The following is a 16139-nucleotide window of genomic DNA, read 5'->3' on the forward strand; positions in this document are numbered from 1 at the left end:
GATCGGCCCGCGCCCCTGCGGCACGCCGTGCTCCGCCGCCCGGAGCGGCCCGCACCCGGTGGGCCGTCACACCACGCCCAGCGCGTACGCCGCGAAGAGCGCCGCCGCGGCGCCGGCCACCGCCTTGCCGCCCCGCGAGAAGGCCGTCCACGGGCCGTCGAACCGGCGGGTGAACCAGCCGAGCGCCACCAGCACGGCGGCGAACAGCGGCAGCAGCGCCAGCCTGGCGGCCACCCAGCCGAGCGAGTCCGGCGCGGTGGTCAGCCCCGGGACGGCACCCAGCCCGGCCGCGCCCGGCACGGCGACCGCGAGCATCGCGCTCTGGTGCCAGCAGAAGATCGTCATCGCCGACAGGTTGACCACCACGACCGGCAGCCAGAGCAGCGGACGGCGGGTCAGCAGCCGGCCCAGCCGCTCCCGCAGCAGCACCGCGGCGCCGCACTGGAACGCCGCCAGGGCGAGCACCAGCAGGGACGGCGGGTGCGAGTTGGTGCGCGCGGCCCCGGGCACGCCGACCATGCTGGCCGGGTAGTGGAAGACCAGCAGCAGCGCGGCGAACAGCGCCCCGCCGCCGAGCAGCAGCAACCGGGCCGCCGGGCGGCCGAGCCGGCCCTGCGCCCAGAGCACGCCCAGCTGGTAGCCGAACAGCCAGCCCGGAAGGATGTTCAGCAGCGCGACCCAGGACGGCACCGCCCCGGCCCACGGCCCGTACCGCAGCAGGTCGACGGCGGCGACCGAGGCCACCAGCAGGCCCGCGGACCAGCCGCCCAGCCGGCGCCCGGCGGCCACGCAGAGCGGGGTGAGCGCGGTCAGCCCCAGGTAGACCCCGATGTACCAGAGCGGCTGCACCACCAGGGTGGCACCGGTGCGCAGGGTGTCCGCGGGGACGCCGAGCGCGGGCAGCAGCGGGACCAGCGCCGCCCAGACGGCCGTCACCCCGAGCACCGGGCGCAGCAGCCGGACGGTACGGGCCCGCAGCCAGCCGCCGTACGTCACGCCCCTGGCCCGGGCCCGCTCCAGCGAGCGGACCGAGGAGTGGCCGCCGACCAGGAAGAACACCCCGAGCATCTGGAGCACCCAGCTGAGCGGGGCGAAGAAGCCGAGGGTGGAGAGCGGGCTGGTGTTGTGCAGGGCGCCGTCGGGGGAGCGGGTGAGGCCGCCGAGCATCCAGTGGCCGACCGGTACGGCGAGCAGGGCGAGGGCGCGCAGCCCGTCCAGGGCGCGGTCGCGGTGGGCCGGGGTCTTCGCGTCGACCCGCGCGGCGGCGCGGCGCAGCGCGGTGAGCGGCCGGGGGGTGCGGGGCCGGGGCGTGCGGGGCTCCGCGGTGCGGGGCCGGGGGGCGAGGGTGCTGGCCATGGTGGTGCTCCTTCCGGTGCGGGCGGTCAGGCGCGGCCGAGCGCGACGGCGGCGTAGGCGGCGAGGGAGGCGGTGCCGGGGGCGAAGTAGCCGTCGTGGCCGTGGGATCCGGTGGCGGGCAGCGGGCGGGCGCCGAAGCCGGGGGCGGTCGGGTCGGCGCCGTGGCCGAGGCCGAACAGCCGGACGTTGGGCACGTCGCCGATCCAGTCGGAGTCGTTGCGGGCGGTGGCCCAGAGCGGGACGCCCGGGTCGAGGTCGGCGGCCGAGCCGATGCCCATGCCGGGCGAGCCGAGCACCACCACGCCGGAGGCCTGCGCGGGGGTGGGGCGGGCCAGGCCGCAGACGACCGAGCCGTAGCTGTGGCAGAACACGGTGGGCGGGGCCTGCGGGCGGGTGGTGACGGCGAGTCCGTCGAGCAGCCGGGTGAGGCGGGGGGCGCCGGCCCGGGCCAGGTCCTCGGTGGCGGCGTCCGGGCCGAGGCCGAGCGGGGTGGTGTAGCCGGCCCAGGCGATCACGGCGGTCCGCCCGTCGGTGGCGTCCAGCAGCGCGCGGGCCATGCCGGCGGGGGTGCCGTACGGGCCGGACGCGCGGTCGAAGCGGAGCAGGTCGATGTCCGAGCCGGGGACGATCACGGCGGTGCGGCGGGCGGTGGCGAGGTCGCCGTACACCTCGGCGACCTGGCCGCGGCCGCGCGGGTCGAAGGCGAGGATCCGCCGGCCGCCGTCCAGCAGGGCGCGGTAGCGCTCGGCGCGGGTGCTGGCGGCCTCGTGGTCCTGCGGGGTGAGGGCGGGGTCGGTGGCCCGGGCGAGTTCGCGGGTGCGCTCGGCGGTCAGGGCCAGGGCGTTGGCCCGGTAGCGGAGGGCGACCGGGGCGCCGTCCAGGTTGCCGACCACCAGCGGGTGCCGGACGGCCAGGGCGTCCTGCGCGGCCGGGGCGAGTTCGGCGAAGAACGCGGCGACGCCGGCCGGGGTGGTGGTGGCCGGGTCGGGCAGCCGCCGGCCGAGCGAGGAGTCGGCCGTCCAGGCGGCGCTGCCGGGCGGCGGGCCGGTGACCGCGGTCTGGGTGTCGGCGGCCCAGCCGCCCGCGCCGAGTACGACCGCCAGCGCCACCGCGGTGGCGGCGATCGCCCGTCCGGCCCGAAACCTGCGCATGTCCTTGCCCTCCCTCGTCCGTTCGGCCGCCGAATCCGTTCGGCGTCCGATGGGGAGGAAGGTAGGAACGCGACGGCCCCGCGGACGTCACACCGCGGGGCCAACTCCCGGGTGCTACCCGGGTATCAGAGGGGGCGAACGGCTGCTCCTACTGACCTGGGGTCACCAGGCCGGACTCGTAGGCCAGGACGACCGCCTGGGCGCGGTCGCGCAGGCCGAGCTTGGCGAGGATGCGCCCGATGTGGGTCTTGACGGTCTGCTCGGCGAGCACCAGCTTGGCGGCTATCTCCTGGTTGGACAGGCCGCGGGCGATCAGCTCCAGCACTTCGGTCTCGCGCGGGGTCAGGCCGTTGAGCCGTACCTTGGGGTCGTGGCGCTTGGCCGGGCGGGTGCGGGCGAAGTCCTCGATCAGCCGGCGGGTCACCGAGGGGGCGAGGAGCGCCTCGCCGGCCGCGACCACCCGGACCGCGGCGATCAGGTCGGCCGGCGGGGCGTCCTTGAGCAGGAAGCCGCTGGCCCCGGCGCGCAGCGCCTCGTACACGTAGTCGTCCACGTCGAAGGTGGTCAGCATCAGCACCTTGGGCCGGTGGGCGCCCGGCACGGCCGGGTCGAGCAGCCGCCGGGCCGCCTCCAGGCCGTCCATGACGGGCATCCGGACGTCCATCAGCACCAGGTCCGGGTGGGTGCGGCCGTTGACCTCCAGGGCCTGGGCGCCGTCCGCCGCGTCCCCCACCACGTCGATGTCGCTCTGGGCGTTGAGCAGGGCCGCGAAGCCCGCGCGCACCATGGCCTGGTCGTCGACGATGATCACGCGGATGGTCATGCGGTGGTCTCCCGGGGGGTGTCTGGAGGGTCGAGGGGCAGGACGGCGGCCACCTTGAAGCCGCCGTCCGGCAGCGGGCCGGTGTCCAGCCTGCCATCGACCAGCCGGACGCGTTCACGCATTCCGACCAGCCCCTGCCCGGTGCCCTCGACCGAGGCCTCCAGCGACTCGGTGCGCTCCGGCGGGGGCGCGTTGACCACCGTCACCAGCAGTGCCGGGCCGTCCGCGGTCAGCGACACCCAGGTCCGCGCGCCGGGGGCGTGCCGCACCACGTTGGCCAGCGCCTCCTGCACGATCCGGTACGTGGACAGGCCGACGGCCTGCGGCACCAGGTCCACCAGGTCCGGCTCCACCGTCAGCTCGGCCGGCACCCCGGCCCGGCCCACCGTCTCGACCAGCTGGGCGAGTTGGCCGACCCCGGGCTGCGGTGCCTTCTCCCCGCCGGACTCCTCGCTGCGCAGCACGCCGAGCAGCCGGCGCATCTCGGCCAGTGACTCGCGGGCGGTGCCGGCTATCGCGGTGAACTCCTCGGCGGCCTCGTCCGGCACCCCGGTGATCCGGTACGGCGCGCTGGCCGCCTGCACCGCGATGACCGACATGTGGTGCGCCACCACGTCGTGCAACTCCCGTGCGATCCGGGCGCGTTCCTCCAGCAGGGTGCGGCGTTCGCGTTCGGCCTCGCTGATGTGCTCCTGCTCGGTGAGCAGCCGGCGGGCCACGGCGCGGTCCCGGACGGCCCAGCCGAGCAGCAGCGCGGCGCCGCTGAGTGCGATCAGCAGCACGGTGGTGCCGTCGCCGGAGCGGGGCAGGCCGAGGGTGGTGGTGAGCGCGGTGAGCAGCACGGTGGCCACCCAGACCGAGACCACGGTGGCCCGGCTCTCCCGCAGCGCGAGGGCGAGCAGCAGGAAGACGTAGGCGATGATCATCGGGGCCGTCCACGGCCAACTGCCCATCAGCTGGTGGTGGCGGGCGGTGATGCTGGCGGTGGCGACCATGGCGGCGGCGCTGATCCACCAGGCGGTCAGCGGCCGGGTGACGGCGAGGAACAGCGGCGTGGTCTGGGCGATGGTGAGCGCGGCGGCCACCGGCAGCACCAGGTCGTAGAAACCGACCAGGTTGGCGATGCCGGTGGGGATCAGCGAGCCCTGCAGGGCGATCACGACGATGTACGGCAGTCGGCGCACCCAGCGCCGCCGGGAGTCGCCGAGCAGCGGGGTCGCGTCCTCGCTCGGGGTGGTCAGGTGGTGCCGCAGGGCGCGCAGTTGGCGCAGTGCGAACGCGCGGGCGTCGGCTTCGGTGGGCGTTTTCATCGTGGGCCAGCCTAGGAGGGCGGGCCGTGCGGGTCGTCGCACTGGAGCGCGAACTTCCGCGGGGCTACCGGGGTACCGGGTGATACCCCGGTATGACCCGGGTGCGGCGCCGGGTGCTACGCGGGGCTGCGCCAGTGGCCGGCCAGGGCCGGGCCGAGCTGGTCGAAGTAGCGCTCGATCACCGCGACCATGCCCTCGGGGCCGGCCGGTGCGTGCTCGGCGCTCCAGGACAGGTGGGCCGAGCGCAGCAGGCTGCCGAAGACGGCGGCGAGCACGGCGGGGCGCAGGTCCTCGGCCGGGTCCAGGCCCTCGCGTTCGGCGAGCACCTGGACCACCAGGCGCTCCTGTTCGGTGACCCGGCGCAGTTGGGCGGCGAGCAGCGGGGGCGTCTCCTCGATCATCCGCATGAGCTCCAGGGCGCTGTGGATCGAACCGGGGCCGGCGGACTCCTCGCTGCCGAGGTCGCGCCAGGCCTTGACGATCGCGGCGCGCAGGGCCTGGAGCGGGGTCTCCTCGGCCGGGCGGTGGCGCAGGCACTCGATGAAGTAGTCCTCGGCCACGGCCATCACGGCGAGCGCGACCTCGTCCTTGTTGGCGAAGTAGCGGAAGAAGGTGCGCTGGGAGACGTCGACGGCGGAGGCGATCTCGTCGACGGTCGTGTGGGCGAAGCCCTGCCTGAGGAAGAGCAGGTGGGCGGCCTGGATCAGGGCGTAGCGGGTCTGCTGCTTCTTGCGCTCGCGCAGGCCCGGCGCGCGTTCGGGGCCCGCCGGGGTGCCGGTGGTGCGGGGGGTGTGAGCGGCCATGGCGGGGGCCTTCCGGAGCGCTGGGTGTGGCGGGTGGGACCACAACTTTAGCGCTCTGACAAATGGCAGTGATGGTCAGAAGTCACTGTTTGCCGAATGTCAGAGGCTGACATAATCTGCCGGGGTGGCGCCCGTCGGGCCGGGGCACCTGTGGGGACGGGTGGGCCGGGGCGCCACGCCCATGTCCCGCACCGAGCCACGCCCCCGGAGGGCCCAGATGAGTCAGTCCGTCGTGAAGAACTCCGAGGCGGACGCGCCGCCGAACCCACCGTCGGGGGGCGGTCTCAAGGGACACCCCTGGCTGACCCTGCTGACCGTCGCGGTCGGCGTCATGATGGTCGCGCTGGACGGCACGATCGTCGCCATCGCCAACCCGGTGATCCAGGAGAAGCTGCACGCGGCGCCCTCCGAGATCCAGTGGGTCACCAGCGGCTACCTGCTGGCCCTGGCGGTCTTCCTGATCACCGCCGGCAAGATCGGTGACCGCTTCGGCCACAAGACCACCTTCCTGGTCGGCGCGGCGGGCTTCGCCGTCACCTCGGCCGCGATCGGCTTCGCCGGCAACATCCAGACCGTGATCGCCTTCCGGGTGCTCCAGGGCCTGTTCGGCGCGCTGCTCCAGCCGGCCGCGCTGGGCCTGCTGCGCGGGGCCTTCCCGGCCGAGAAGCTCAACATGGCGATCGGCATCTGGGGCGGCGTGATCGGCGCCTCCACCGCGGCCGGACCGATCGTCGGCGGCCTGCTGGTCGAGCACGTCAACTGGGAGTCGGTGTTCTTCATCAACATCCCGGTCGGCCTGGTCGCGCTGGCGCTGGGCGTGTGGATCCTCAAGGACGTCCGGGCCGAGAACGCCGCCAAGTCCTTCGACCTGCCCGGCATCGCGCTGCTCTCGGTGGGGATGTTCGCGCTGGTCTTCGGCATCATCAAGGCCCCCGAGTGGGGCTGGGGCGACGGTCGGACGCTGCTGTTCCTGATCGGCGCGGTGGTCCTGATGGTGCTGTTCGCGCTCTGGCAGGGCAAGGCCCGCGAGCCGCTGATCCCGCTCGGCCTGTTCCGCTCGGTGCCGCTGTCGGCGGGCGTCCTGCTGATGGTGCTGATGGCCTTCGCGTTCTTCGGCGCGATCTTCTTCGTGACCTTCTACCTCCAGAACGTCCACGGGATGAAGCCGGTCGAGGCCGGCGTCCACCTGCTGCCGATGACCGGCATGATGATCATCGGCTCGCCGCTGGCCGGCCTGGCGATCGGCAAGCTGGGCCCGCGCATCCCGATCGTGGCCGGCATGCTGATCACCACCACCGCGATGTTCGGCATGTCCACCCTGGACACCGGCTCCGGCAACGGCGTGATGTCGCTCTGGTTCGTCCTGATGGGCCTGGGCATCAGCCCGGTCATGGTCGGCGCCACCGAGGTGATCGTCGGCAACGCCCCGCTGGAGCTGTCCGGCGTGGCCGGCGGCCTCCAGCAGGCCGCGATGCAGGTCGGCGGCAGCCTCGGCACCGCGGTGCTGGGCGCGCTGATGGCCGCCAAGGTCGGCGACGTCCTGCCGGGCAACTGGGCCAAGGCCGGTCTGCCGCCGGTGGAGGGCGAGGCGGGCGAGGGCCTCAAGCAGGCCGCCCAGCTGGGCATCGCCCCGCCGGCCCCGGCCGGCACCCCGCAGCAGGCGGTGGACGCGATGGCCGGCGCCGTCCACGAGTCCTTCGTGAGCGGCATGTCGCTGGCCTTCGCGGTGGCCGCCGTGGTGGCCTTCGGCGCCGCCGTGCTCGGCCTGCTCACCCGCCGCGGCGCCACCGACGCGGGCCCGGCCGTGCACATCTGACCGGCCCCGCCGCGCCACGGCCCCGGACTCGTCGGAGTCCGGGGCCGTCGTGCTGCTCCGGGGACCGGACGGAGGGCCGCGCCGCGGCGAACGCCGAAGGGCCGGACCCCCGACGGGAGTCCGGCCCCTCAGTGCCTACGGGCTGATCAGGCCTCGCCGCCGGCGGCACCCGGGTCGGCCGCGGCCACGTCCAGCAGCTGGTAGCGGTCGATCGCGTCCTTCAGCGCCGAGCGGTCGATCTTGCCCTGCTTGGCGAGCTCGGTGAGCACCCCCAGGACGACCGACTGCGCGTCGATGTGGAAGAAGCGACGGGCCGCGCCACGGGTGTCGGCGAAGCCGAAGCCGTCGGCGCCCAGCGACTGGTACTGACCCGGCACCCAGCGGGCGATCTGGTCCGGCACCGCGCGCATCCAGTCGGACACCGCGACGACCGGGCCCTCGGCACCCTGGAGCTTCTGGGTGACGTACGGCACGCGCTGCTGCTCCTCGGGGTGCAGCAGGTTGAACTCCTCGGCCTCCACCGCGTCGCGGCGCAGCTCGTTCCAGGAGGTCGCGGACCAGACGTCGGCCTTGACGTTCCACTCCTCGGCGAGGATGCGCTGGGCCTCCAGGGCCCACGGCACGGCCACGCCGGAGGCGAGGATCTGGGCCGGGATCTGGCCGGCGGTGCCCGGCGCGTACTTGTGCAGACCCTTGAGGATGCCCTCGACGTCCACGTTCTCGGGCTCGGCCGGCATCTTGATCGGCTCGTTGTAGACGGTCATGTAGTAGAACACGTCCTCGCCGTGCGGGTGCTCGGCGCTGGAGCCGTACATCCGCCGCAGACCGTCCTGGACGATGTGCGCGATCTCGAAGCCGTACGCCGGGTCGTACGCGACGACACCCGGGTTGGTCGAGGCCAGCAGGTGCGAGTGGCCGTCGGCGTGCTGCAGGCCCTCACCGGTCAGCGTGGTGCGGCCGGCGGTGGCGCCGATCACGAAGCCGCGGGCCAGCTGGTCGGCCATCTGCCAGAACTGGTCGCCGGTGCGCTGGAACCCGAACATCGAGTAGAAGACGTACACCGGGATCAGCGGCTCGCCGTGGGTGGCGTAGGAGGAGCCGGCGGCGATCAGCGAGGCGGTGCAGCCCGCCTCGGAGATGCCGTCGTGCAGCATCTGGCCGGTCGGCGACTCCTTGTAGGCGAGGAGGAGGTCCCGGTCGACCGACTCGTAGGTCTGGCCGAGCGGGTTGTAGATCTTCGCCGACGGGAAGAGCGAGTCCATGCCGAAGGTGCGGTACTCGTCCGGCGCGATCGGCACGAAGCGGTTGCCGATGCCCTTGTCCCGCATGAGGTCCTTGAGCACCCGGACGAACGCCATGGTGGTGGCGATGGTCTGGTTGCCGGAACCCTTCTTGACCGCCTTGTACGCGTCGTCGCCGGGCAGCTCCAGCTTCCGCGGGCGGACCTTGCGGGTCGGCACGTAGCCGCCCAGCTCCTCCCGGCGGTCGTGCATGTACTGGATCTCCTCCGAGTCGCGGCCCGGGTGGTAGTAGGGCGGGTAGCCCTCCTCCAGCTGCTTGTCGGTGATCGGCAGGTGCAGCCGGTCGCGGAAGCGCTTCAGGTCCTCGACCGTCAGCTTCTTCATCTGGTGGGTGGCGTTGCGGCCCTCGAAGTTGGGGCCCAGCGTCCAGCCCTTGACGGTCTGGGCGAGGATGACCGTCGGCTGGCCCTTGTGCTCGCGGGCCGCCTTGAACGCCGCGTAGATCTTCTTGTGGTCGTGGCCGCCGCGACCCAGGTGCTGGATCTGCTGGTCGGTCATGTTCTCGACCATGGCGCGCAGGCGCAGGTCGCCGCCGAAGAAGTGCTCGCGGATGTACTGGCCGGTCTCGGTGGCGTAGGTCTGGAACTGGCCGTCCACCGTGGTGTTCAGCTTGTTGACCAGGACGCCGTCGCGGTCCTGCGCGAGCAGCGGGTCCCAGCTGCGGTCCCAGACCAGCTTGATCACGTTCCAGCCGGCGCCCCGGAACTGGGACTCCAGCTCCTGGATGATCTTGCCGTTGCCGCGGACCGGGCCGTCCAGGCGCTGCAGGTTGCAGTTGACCACGAAGGTCAGGTTGTCCAGGCCCTCGCGGGCGGCCAGCGACAGCTGGCCGAGCGACTCGGGCTCGTCCATCTCGCCGTCGCCGAGGAAGGCGTAGACCTGCGAGTCGGAGGTGTCCTTGATCCCGCGGTGCTCCAGGTAGCGGTTCATCCGGGCCTGGTAGATCGCGCCGAGCGGGCCGAGGCCCATCGAGACGGTCGGGAACTCCCAGAAGTCCGGCATCAGCCGCGGGTGCGGGTAGCTGGAGAGGCCGTACGGGGCCTTCGACTTCTCCTGGCGGAACGCGTCGAGCTGCTGCTCGGTGAGCCGGTCCAGCAGGAAGGCGCGGGCGTAGATGCCGGGGGAGGCGTGGCCCTGGAAGAAGACCTGGTCCCCGGACTCGCCCTCGCCGTCCTTGCCGCGGAAGAAGTAGTTGAAGCCGACGTCGTACAGAGACGCGGAGGAGGCGAAGGTGGCGATGTGGCCACCGACGCCGATGCCCGGGCGCTGCGCCCGGGAGACCATGACGGCCGCGTTCCACCGGGTCGCGTTGAGGATCTTCCGCTCGATCTCCTCGTTGCCGGGGAAGAACGGTTCGTCCTTGGTCGCGATGGTGTTGACGTAGTCCGTGCTGCGCATCTCGGGCACGGCGACACGCTTCTCGCGGGCGCGCTCGATCAGCCGCAGCATCAGGTAACGGGCACGCTCACGCCCCCGCTCGTCGATGGCCGCATCGAGCGACTCCAGCCATTCCGCGGTCTCCTCGGGATCGAAGTCCGGGACCTGACTCGGAAGGCCGCCAATGATGATCGGGTTGCGATCGGATCCGGAAGCCACGCTGTTCCTTCACTGTCGGTCGAAACTGAGGTGTGTCGCGCCGCCTCCATCGTGCTACCGCGCTCGGAGATCCGTCATCTCTACCGATCGGTAACCGGTCCGCCCGGCGGGCGGCCCGGTCTGGCGGCGTGCGGTGCGGGCGTCTTCGTCCGCTCCGCACACCCCCGGGTGTTACGAAAAGAGGTGGTCCGACCTGGTGTCCCGTCCGCCCGATGGCGGGCGGCCGGGGTGAGGGCCAACAGGAGACTCTACGCCCGCGCACGCGCGGACCCGAATGCCGTTCGCATCTCGGGCGTGCGTACGGCCTGTGGGCCGGGACCACCCGAAGCATCCTTGGACCATGCAGAAAAGGGCAAATCGGTGTGATTCCCGCCACCTCGCGCGGCGTGTCCCCCTGCGACACGTCAACCTTTGGAGGGGATCGGGGGTCGGGTACTTGCGCGAACCGCCGCGCCCGTGTGGACTACGGCCACAGCCCCGGCATGGATGCCGGGCCGAATACTGGAGGTTATTCCCGTGAGCGCGACCGCGGACCCCGCGGACAAGTCCAACCCGGCGACCCGTCTCGGCTTCGAAGAGGGCCAGATCATCCAGGAGCTGGGGTACGACGACGACACTGACCAGGAGCTCCGCGAGGGAATCGAGGAGCTCATCGGGACGGATCTCGTCGACGAGGACTACGACGACGTCGCCGACGCCGTTCTGCTGTGGCACCGCGACGACGACGGGGACCTCACCGACGCCCTCGTCGACGCGCTGGAGTACCTCGCTGAAGGCGGCCTGATCTGGCTGATGACGCCCAAGACCGGGCGGGACGGCCACATCGAGGCCTCCGACATCAGCGACGCGGCCAAGACCGCGGGCCTCTCCCAGACCAGCTCGATCAACATCGTCAAGGACTGGGCGGCCACCAGGCTCGCGACCAAGTCCACGGCGAAGGGCGCCAAGCGCTGAGCGGTCTCCGAAGCACGTGCGGCGGGCCCCGCCGGAGGAATCCCTCCGGCGGGGCCCGCCGCACGTGCGCCGCCGCGCAGGCCGGTTCCGGGCCCCGCGCCGGCACCCCCGGGCCCGCCCGCCGGGGCGTTCGCGGACGGCGAACGCGGCGGGCCGCGGCCACCCGCCTCATCCGTTCGGCGCAACGGCCGTAAACGAATGCGAGGATGTGGCCCGCCGCGCCCGCCGCGCGGCGCGGTCGCGTCAGAAAGGTCCCGCTCATGGCCATCGAGGTCGGCACCCCGGCTCCGGACTTCGAGCTCAACAACCAGCACGGCGAGGCCGTCCGGCTCTCCGACTTCCGCGGCCGGCGGAACGTCGTCCTGGTCTTCTACCCGTTCGCCTTCACCGGCGTGTGCACGGGCGAGCTGGGCGCGATCCAGCGGGAGCTGGCGGGCCTGCAGAACGACACCGTGCAGGTGCTCGGCCTCTCCTGCGACTCGCAGTTCTCCCAGCGGGTCTTCGCCGACCGGGAGGGCCTGGAGTTCCCGCTGCTGGCCGACTTCTGGCCGCACGGCGAGGTCACCCGGGCCTACGGCGTCCTCGACGAGGAGCGGGGCTGCCCGCTGCGCGGCACCTTCGTGATCGACACCACGGGCACGGTGCGCTGGAGCGTCGTCAACGGCCTCCCGGACGCCCGGGACGAGCAGGAGTACCTGAAGGTCCTCGCGGCGCTCTGAGACCCCCGTACGGGCCCCGCACGCGCCTCGGCCGGGTCGTGAGCGCCCCGGGGCACCCGCCGGCCGAGTGCCCCGGGGCCGTGTCCGGCCTGATCAGGGGTGCGGACGGGAACCCCGTACTACGCTCGGGCCGTTGGCGGGGTGGGATGCGGGAGCCGATGGGACTCCCGCCGCCCCGGACCGCACCACCGGGGGCACCACTGGACGTGCCTCCCGATTCTTGGAGGACTAGTGGGAGTCAGCCTCAGCAAGGGCGGCAACGTCTCGCTCACCAAGGAGGCACCCGGCCTCACCGCCGTGGTCGTCGGCCTGGGCTGGGACGTCCGGACCACCACCGGCGCGGACTTCGACCTGGACGCCAGCGCCCTGCTGTGCAACGCCCAGGGCAAGGTCACCTCGGACGGCAACTTCGTGTTCTTCAACAACCTGAAGAGCCCGGACGGCTCGGTCGAGCACACCGGTGACAACCTGACCGGCGAGGGCGAGGGCGACGACGAGGCGATCAAGGTCAACCTGGCCGGCGTGCCGGTGGACGTCGAGAAGATCGTCTTCCCGGTGTCGATCTACGACGCCGAGACCCGCGGCCAGAACTTCGGCCAGGTGCGCAACGCGTTCATCCGCGTGGTGAACCAGGCCGACAACACGGAGCTGGCCCGCTACGACCTCTCCGAGGACGCCTCCACCGAGACCGCGATGGTCTTCGGCGAGCTGTACCGCAACGGCGTGGAGTGGAAGTTCCGCGCCATCGGCCAGGGCTACGCCTCCGGTCTGCGCGGCATCGCGCAGGACTTCGGCGTCAACGTCTGAGCCCGCGCCGGCGCCCTGCGGCGCGGGCTGCGCGCCGTTCTCCCGGGGCGGCCCCGGACCTCCGAGGTCCGGGGCCGCCCCGGCTTCGTCCGGCCCGGTGCCGAGGCGGTTCCTCGCACTGCGAGGATGTGAGTTCAGGAAGTTCAGCCGACCAGAACCGGTCGGCCGGGGCCGCGGGGGACTACACCTGGATGGCGCCCCGGGAGAAGCAAGGGAGGAAGAACGTCATGGTGGTCACGCTCGCCAAGGGTGGCAACGTCTCGCTCACCAAGGCCGCGCCGAACCTGACGCAGGTCCAGATCGGCCTCGGCTGGTCCGCCCGTTCGACCACGGGCGCCCCGTTCGACCTCGACGCTAGCGCCCTGATCTGCGGTGGCGGGCGAGTGCTCGGTGACGAGTACTTCGTCTTCTACAACAACCTCAAGAGCCCCGAGGGCTCGGTGGAGCACCAGGGCGACAACCTCACCGGCGGCGACGAAACGGGTGACGACGAGGTGGTCCTGGTCAGCCTGGACCTCGTCCCGGCGCAGGCCGACAAGGTGATCTTCGCGGTCTCGATCTACGAGGCCGAGGCGCGGCTCCAGAACTTCGGTCAGGTCCGCAACGCCTACATCCGGGTCGTCAACTCGGTCGACGGCCAGGAGATCGCCCGCTACGACCTGTCCGAGGACGCGTCCAGCGAGACCGCGATGATCTTCGGTGAGCTGTACCGCTACGCGGGCGAGTGGAAGTTCCGCGCGGTGGGCCAGGGGTACGCCTCCGGCCTGCGTGGCATCGCGCTCGACTTCGGCGTGAACGTACAGTAAAGGCGGAAATCGGACTTGTCGTACCCGACCCGATCATGAGAACAGAGGGCAGTGCGGGGGTGACCTGACCGGGCCGGGCCCGGTCAGGACGTCTCGGGGACGAGGCCGCCCCCGGCACGGCCAGAACCCGAAAGGTAGCCAACTCCCGTGTTCCTCCGCACATTCGGCTGGTCGTTCGCGATCACCGTCATCGGCCTGATCGCGGCCGGCCTGCTCTGGGGAGCCCAAGGCTTCGGCATCGTGCTGATGCTCTCCATCCTGGAGATCTCCCTGTCGTTCGACAACGCGGTGGTCAACGCCACGGTGTTGAAGCGGATGAACCCGTACTGGCAGAAGATCTTCCTGACCGTCGGTGTCCTCATCGCGGTCTTCGGCATGCGCCTGGTCTTCCCGCTGCTGGTCGTCGGCCTCACCGCGAAGCTCAGCCCCACGACGGTCATCGACCTCGCGCTGCACTCCGAGAAGACCTACGAGGGCCTCACCTACGGCCAGTACCTGGAAGCGGCCAACCCGGCCATCGCGGCCTTCGGCGGCGTCTTCCTGCTGATGATCTTCCTCGACTTCATCTTCGAGGAGAAGGACTACAACTGGCTGGCCTGGATCGAGCGCCCGCTGGAGAAGGTCGGCAAGCTGGAGGCCTTCTCCACCGTCGTCGCCCTGGTCGCCCTGCTGCTCGCCTCCAACTTCTTCGCCGGGGAGCACGCGGAAACCGTTCTGCTCGCCGGTGTCCTCGGCCTGGTCACCTACCTCGCCGTCAACGGCCTCTCCTCGATCTTCGAGTCGGGGCTGGAGGCCGAGGAGGAGCGCGAGGAGGAGGCGGAGAAGGCCGGCAAGTCGATCGTCCAGGTCGGCGGCAAGGCCGCGTTCTTCCTCTTCCTCTACCTGGAGGTCCTGGACGCCTCGTTCTCCTTCGACGGCGTGGTCGGCGCGTTCGCCATCTCCAGCGACATCTTCCAGATCACCCTGGGCCTCGGCATCGGCGCGATGTACATCCGCTCGCTGACCGTCTTCCTGGTCCGCAAGGGCACCCTGGACGACTACGTCTACCTGGAGCACGGCGCGCACTACGCCATCGGCGCGCTGGCGGCGATCCTGCTGATCGGGATCAAGTACCACATCCCGGAGATCGTCACCGGGCTGATCGGCGTCGCCTTCATCGGGCTGGCGCTCGGCTCGTCGATCCTGCGCAACCGGCGCGAGGGCGCGGACGAGGAACCGGAGCTGGTCGGCACCGGAAAGTAGTCCGCAGGGCAAGCGAAACGGCCGCCTCCGGGATTTCCCGGGGGCGGCCGTTCCTCGTGGTCCGCGACCGTGGCCGCGGGGTGCCGGGGTCAGCCGAGCTGCTGCTCGATCGCGCGCAGCTTGCGCTCCAGCGAGTCCAGCTTCGGCATCGACAGGGTGTCGTCGTCGGCCGTCAGGTCGATGGCCGAGCCGCTGCGGGACGACCCGGTGCCGGAGGAGGACGAGGAGTACGAGGACGAGGAGTAGGAGGACGAGTACGAGGAGGACGAGTACGAGGAGCCGACGGCGGCGCGGGGGCGGCGGCCGGCGTCCAGCGCGGCCGGCTCCGGCGAGTCGCCGGACAGGAGCGAGGCCGAGGTCGAGGTGGTGGCGTCGGATCCCGCGGCTAGGGCAGGCTCCGTAGCGCTCGGGCCGTCTCCGGCAGCCGTGAGGGCGGGAACCTGGCGGCCGCCGCGGGTCCGGGCGAGCATGCCGCCCTGCCGGGAGATGGCCTTCAGCTCGGCCCGCTCGCGGCGGTCGGCCGTACGGGCGCGGGCCTTGGCGTCCAGCTTCGCCTGGCGCTCCTCGCGCACCTCGTCGACCGCCTCGTCCAGGCTGCGGACGTTCTCCAGCAGCATCAGCGACCAGGCCGCGTAGGTCTCGCGCGGGGCGCGCAGCCAGCGGACGATGCGGATCTGCGGCAGCGGGCGCGGCACCAGGCCCTGCTCCCGCAGCGCGGCCTTGCGGGTCTGCTTCAGCGCCCGGTCGAACAGGATCGCCGCCGAGATCGACATGCCGGAGAAGAACTGCGGGGCGCCGTCGTGCGACACGCCGCGCGGGGCGTGCACCCAGTTGAACCAGGCCGAGGCGATCGCGAACACCCAGACCAGCAGGCGCGAACCGAGCGCGGCGTCGCCGTGGCTGGCCTCGCGGACGGCGAGCACCGAGCAGAACATCGCGGCGCCGTCCAGACCGAACGGGACGAGGTACTCCCAGCCGCCGGACAGACCCAGGTTCTCCTTGCCGAAGCCGACCAGGCCGTGGAAGGAGAGGGCGGCCGCGACACCGGCGCAGCAGAACAGCAGCGTGTACGAGGAGATGCCGTAGATCATCTCCTTGCGCCGACGGCGCTCCTCGCTGCGCTCCCAGGAGTCGCCGGACTCGTCCTTCTTCGAGCTCTTGAATCGCAGCGTCGCCATCAGGACGGCGACGAACAGCAGGGCTGCGCCGCCGACGACGGTCCAGACCAGCTGTATGGAGGTCAGGTTCATTGCGGGTCGGGCCTCGGGTTTCCGCAGGGGACAGGATCACAGCGCGACACAGGCGGTCAGGGCCCGCCGAGCGGGAGCTGCCTGACGGTTCGTTCGTCGCCGCACGACGGGCCCGCCGCGCCCGCGCAGGGGCGGACGGGACACCTGTGCGGCTAGACGATATCGCGTCCGAAGGGGCGGCATGTTACGGGAGGGCGGCTTCCTC

General features: G+C 72.1%; 13 protein-coding genes. 6 read left to right on the forward strand and 7 right to left on the reverse strand.

What is annotated here, in order from left to right; genetic code table 11:
* Nucleotides 1-66 precede the first annotated feature (66 nt).
* The 5 genes from ACGFSC_RS20595 to ACGFSC_RS20615 form a co-directional block, all read right to left on the reverse strand.
* Nucleotides 67-1356: an acyltransferase gene (locus ACGFSC_RS20595; protein WP_359913058.1), complete on the reverse strand. Its 1290-nt coding sequence runs from the start codon at nt 1354-1356 to the stop codon at nt 67-69.
* A 26-nt stretch (nt 1357-1382) separates the two neighbouring features.
* Entirely contained in the window at nt 1383-2507 is a 1125-nt protein-coding gene (locus ACGFSC_RS20600) for an alpha/beta hydrolase (RefSeq protein WP_359913055.1), read from the reverse strand.
* A gap of 148 nt (nt 2508-2655) precedes the next feature.
* Nucleotides 2656-3330 carry a response regulator transcription factor gene (locus ACGFSC_RS20605; RefSeq protein WP_359913052.1) on the reverse strand — a complete coding sequence of 225 codons (675 nt, stop codon included), beginning with the start codon at nt 3328-3330 and terminating at the stop codon, nt 2656-2658.
* A complete protein-coding gene (locus ACGFSC_RS20610; protein ID WP_359913049.1) occupies nt 3327-4640 on the reverse strand; it encodes a sensor histidine kinase in 1314 nt (437 codons plus the stop codon). Before ACGFSC_RS20610 ends, ACGFSC_RS20605 begins: the two co-directional genes overlap by 4 nt.
* Nucleotides 4641-4756: 116 nt before the next feature.
* A complete protein-coding gene (locus ACGFSC_RS20615; RefSeq protein WP_359913046.1) occupies nt 4757-5443 on the reverse strand; it encodes a TetR family transcriptional regulator in 687 nt (228 codons plus the stop codon).
* Between the two features lie 217 nt (nt 5444-5660).
* On the opposite strand from ACGFSC_RS20615, the gene ACGFSC_RS20620 reads away from it, so the two are divergent.
* Complete coding sequence (locus ACGFSC_RS20620) at nt 5661-7259, forward strand: MFS transporter (RefSeq protein ID WP_359913043.1); 1599 nt, start codon at nt 5661-5663, stop codon at nt 7257-7259.
* Nucleotides 7260-7405: 146 nt separating this feature from the next.
* Here the strand turns inward: ACGFSC_RS20620 and aceE are convergent, their stop codons facing one another.
* Nucleotides 7406-10156: a pyruvate dehydrogenase (acetyl-transferring), homodimeric type gene (gene aceE / locus ACGFSC_RS20625; RefSeq protein ID WP_359913040.1), complete on the reverse strand. Its 2751-nt coding sequence runs from the start codon at nt 10154-10156 to the stop codon at nt 7406-7408.
* Nucleotides 10157-10672: 516 nt separating this feature from the next.
* Here aceE and ACGFSC_RS20630 point away from each other — a divergent pair.
* The 5 genes from ACGFSC_RS20630 to ACGFSC_RS20650 all read left to right on the forward strand — a co-directional run bounded on the left by ACGFSC_RS20630 (nt 10673) and on the right by ACGFSC_RS20650 (nt 14684).
* On the forward strand, nt 10673-11110 hold the full coding sequence (locus ACGFSC_RS20630; protein ID WP_359913037.1) for a DUF3052 domain-containing protein: 438 nt from the start codon (nt 10673-10675) through the stop codon (nt 11108-11110).
* Nucleotides 11111-11370: 260 nt separating this feature from the next.
* Nucleotides 11371-11829 carry a peroxiredoxin gene (locus tag ACGFSC_RS20635; protein ID WP_359915651.1) on the forward strand — a complete coding sequence of 153 codons (459 nt, stop codon included), beginning with the start codon at nt 11371-11373 and terminating at the stop codon, nt 11827-11829.
* A gap of 231 nt (nt 11830-12060) precedes the next feature.
* Nucleotides 12061-12636, forward strand: coding sequence for a TerD family protein (locus tag ACGFSC_RS20640; RefSeq protein ID WP_359915653.1), 576 nt, complete (start codon nt 12061-12063; stop codon nt 12634-12636).
* 227 nt (nt 12637-12863) lie between these two features.
* Nucleotides 12864-13442, forward strand: a complete 579-nt coding sequence (locus ACGFSC_RS20645; protein ID WP_359914478.1) for a TerD family protein — start codon at nt 12864-12866, stop codon at nt 13440-13442.
* 147 nt (nt 13443-13589) lie between these two features.
* The gene (locus ACGFSC_RS20650; RefSeq protein WP_359914475.1) at nt 13590-14684 is read left to right on the forward strand and encodes a DUF475 domain-containing protein; all 1095 of its coding nucleotides are present in this window, start codon (nt 13590-13592) and stop codon (nt 14682-14684) included.
* Between the two features lie 89 nt (nt 14685-14773).
* Here the strand turns inward: ACGFSC_RS20650 and ACGFSC_RS20655 are convergent, their stop codons facing one another.
* Nucleotides 14774-15934, reverse strand: coding sequence for a DUF2637 domain-containing protein (locus ACGFSC_RS20655; protein WP_359914472.1), 1161 nt, complete (start codon nt 15932-15934; stop codon nt 14774-14776).
* Nucleotides 15935-16139 lie beyond the last annotated feature (205 nt).

Origin of the sequence: Kitasatospora sp. NPDC048715 (genome assembly GCF_043198905.1) — a bacterium.
Taxonomy (GTDB): domain Bacteria; phylum Actinomycetota; class Actinomycetes; order Streptomycetales; family Streptomycetaceae; genus Kitasatospora; species Kitasatospora lactacystinica.

Bases quoted from the DNA above. Each gene is read 5' to 3' on its own strand.
- ACGFSC_RS20635 (WP_359915651.1), top strand. From the start codon at position 11,371: ATGGCCATCGAGGTCGGCACCCCGGCTCCGGACTTCGAGCTCAACAAC.
- ACGFSC_RS20645 (WP_359914478.1), top strand. From the start codon at position 12,864: ATGGTGGTCACGCTCGCCAAGGGTGGCAACGTCTCGCTCACCAAGGCC.
- ACGFSC_RS20655 (WP_359914472.1), bottom strand. From the start codon at position 15,934: ATGAACCTGACCTCCATACAGCTGGTCTGGACCGTCGTCGGCGGCGCA.
- ACGFSC_RS20600 (WP_359913055.1), bottom strand. From the start codon at position 2,507: ATGCGCAGGTTTCGGGCCGGACGGGCGATCGCCGCCACCGCGGTGGCG.
- ACGFSC_RS20595 (WP_359913058.1), bottom strand. From the start codon at position 1,356: ATGGCCAGCACCCTCGCCCCCCGGCCCCGCACCGCGGAGCCCCGCACG.
- ACGFSC_RS20605 (WP_359913052.1), bottom strand. From the start codon at position 3,330: ATGACCATCCGCGTGATCATCGTCGACGACCAGGCCATGGTGCGCGCG.
- ACGFSC_RS20610 (WP_359913049.1), bottom strand. From the start codon at position 4,640: ATGAAAACGCCCACCGAAGCCGACGCCCGCGCGTTCGCACTGCGCCAA.
- ACGFSC_RS20615 (WP_359913046.1), bottom strand. From the start codon at position 5,443: ATGGCCGCTCACACCCCCCGCACCACCGGCACCCCGGCGGGCCCCGAA.
- ACGFSC_RS20620 (WP_359913043.1), top strand. From the start codon at position 5,661: ATGAGTCAGTCCGTCGTGAAGAACTCCGAGGCGGACGCGCCGCCGAAC.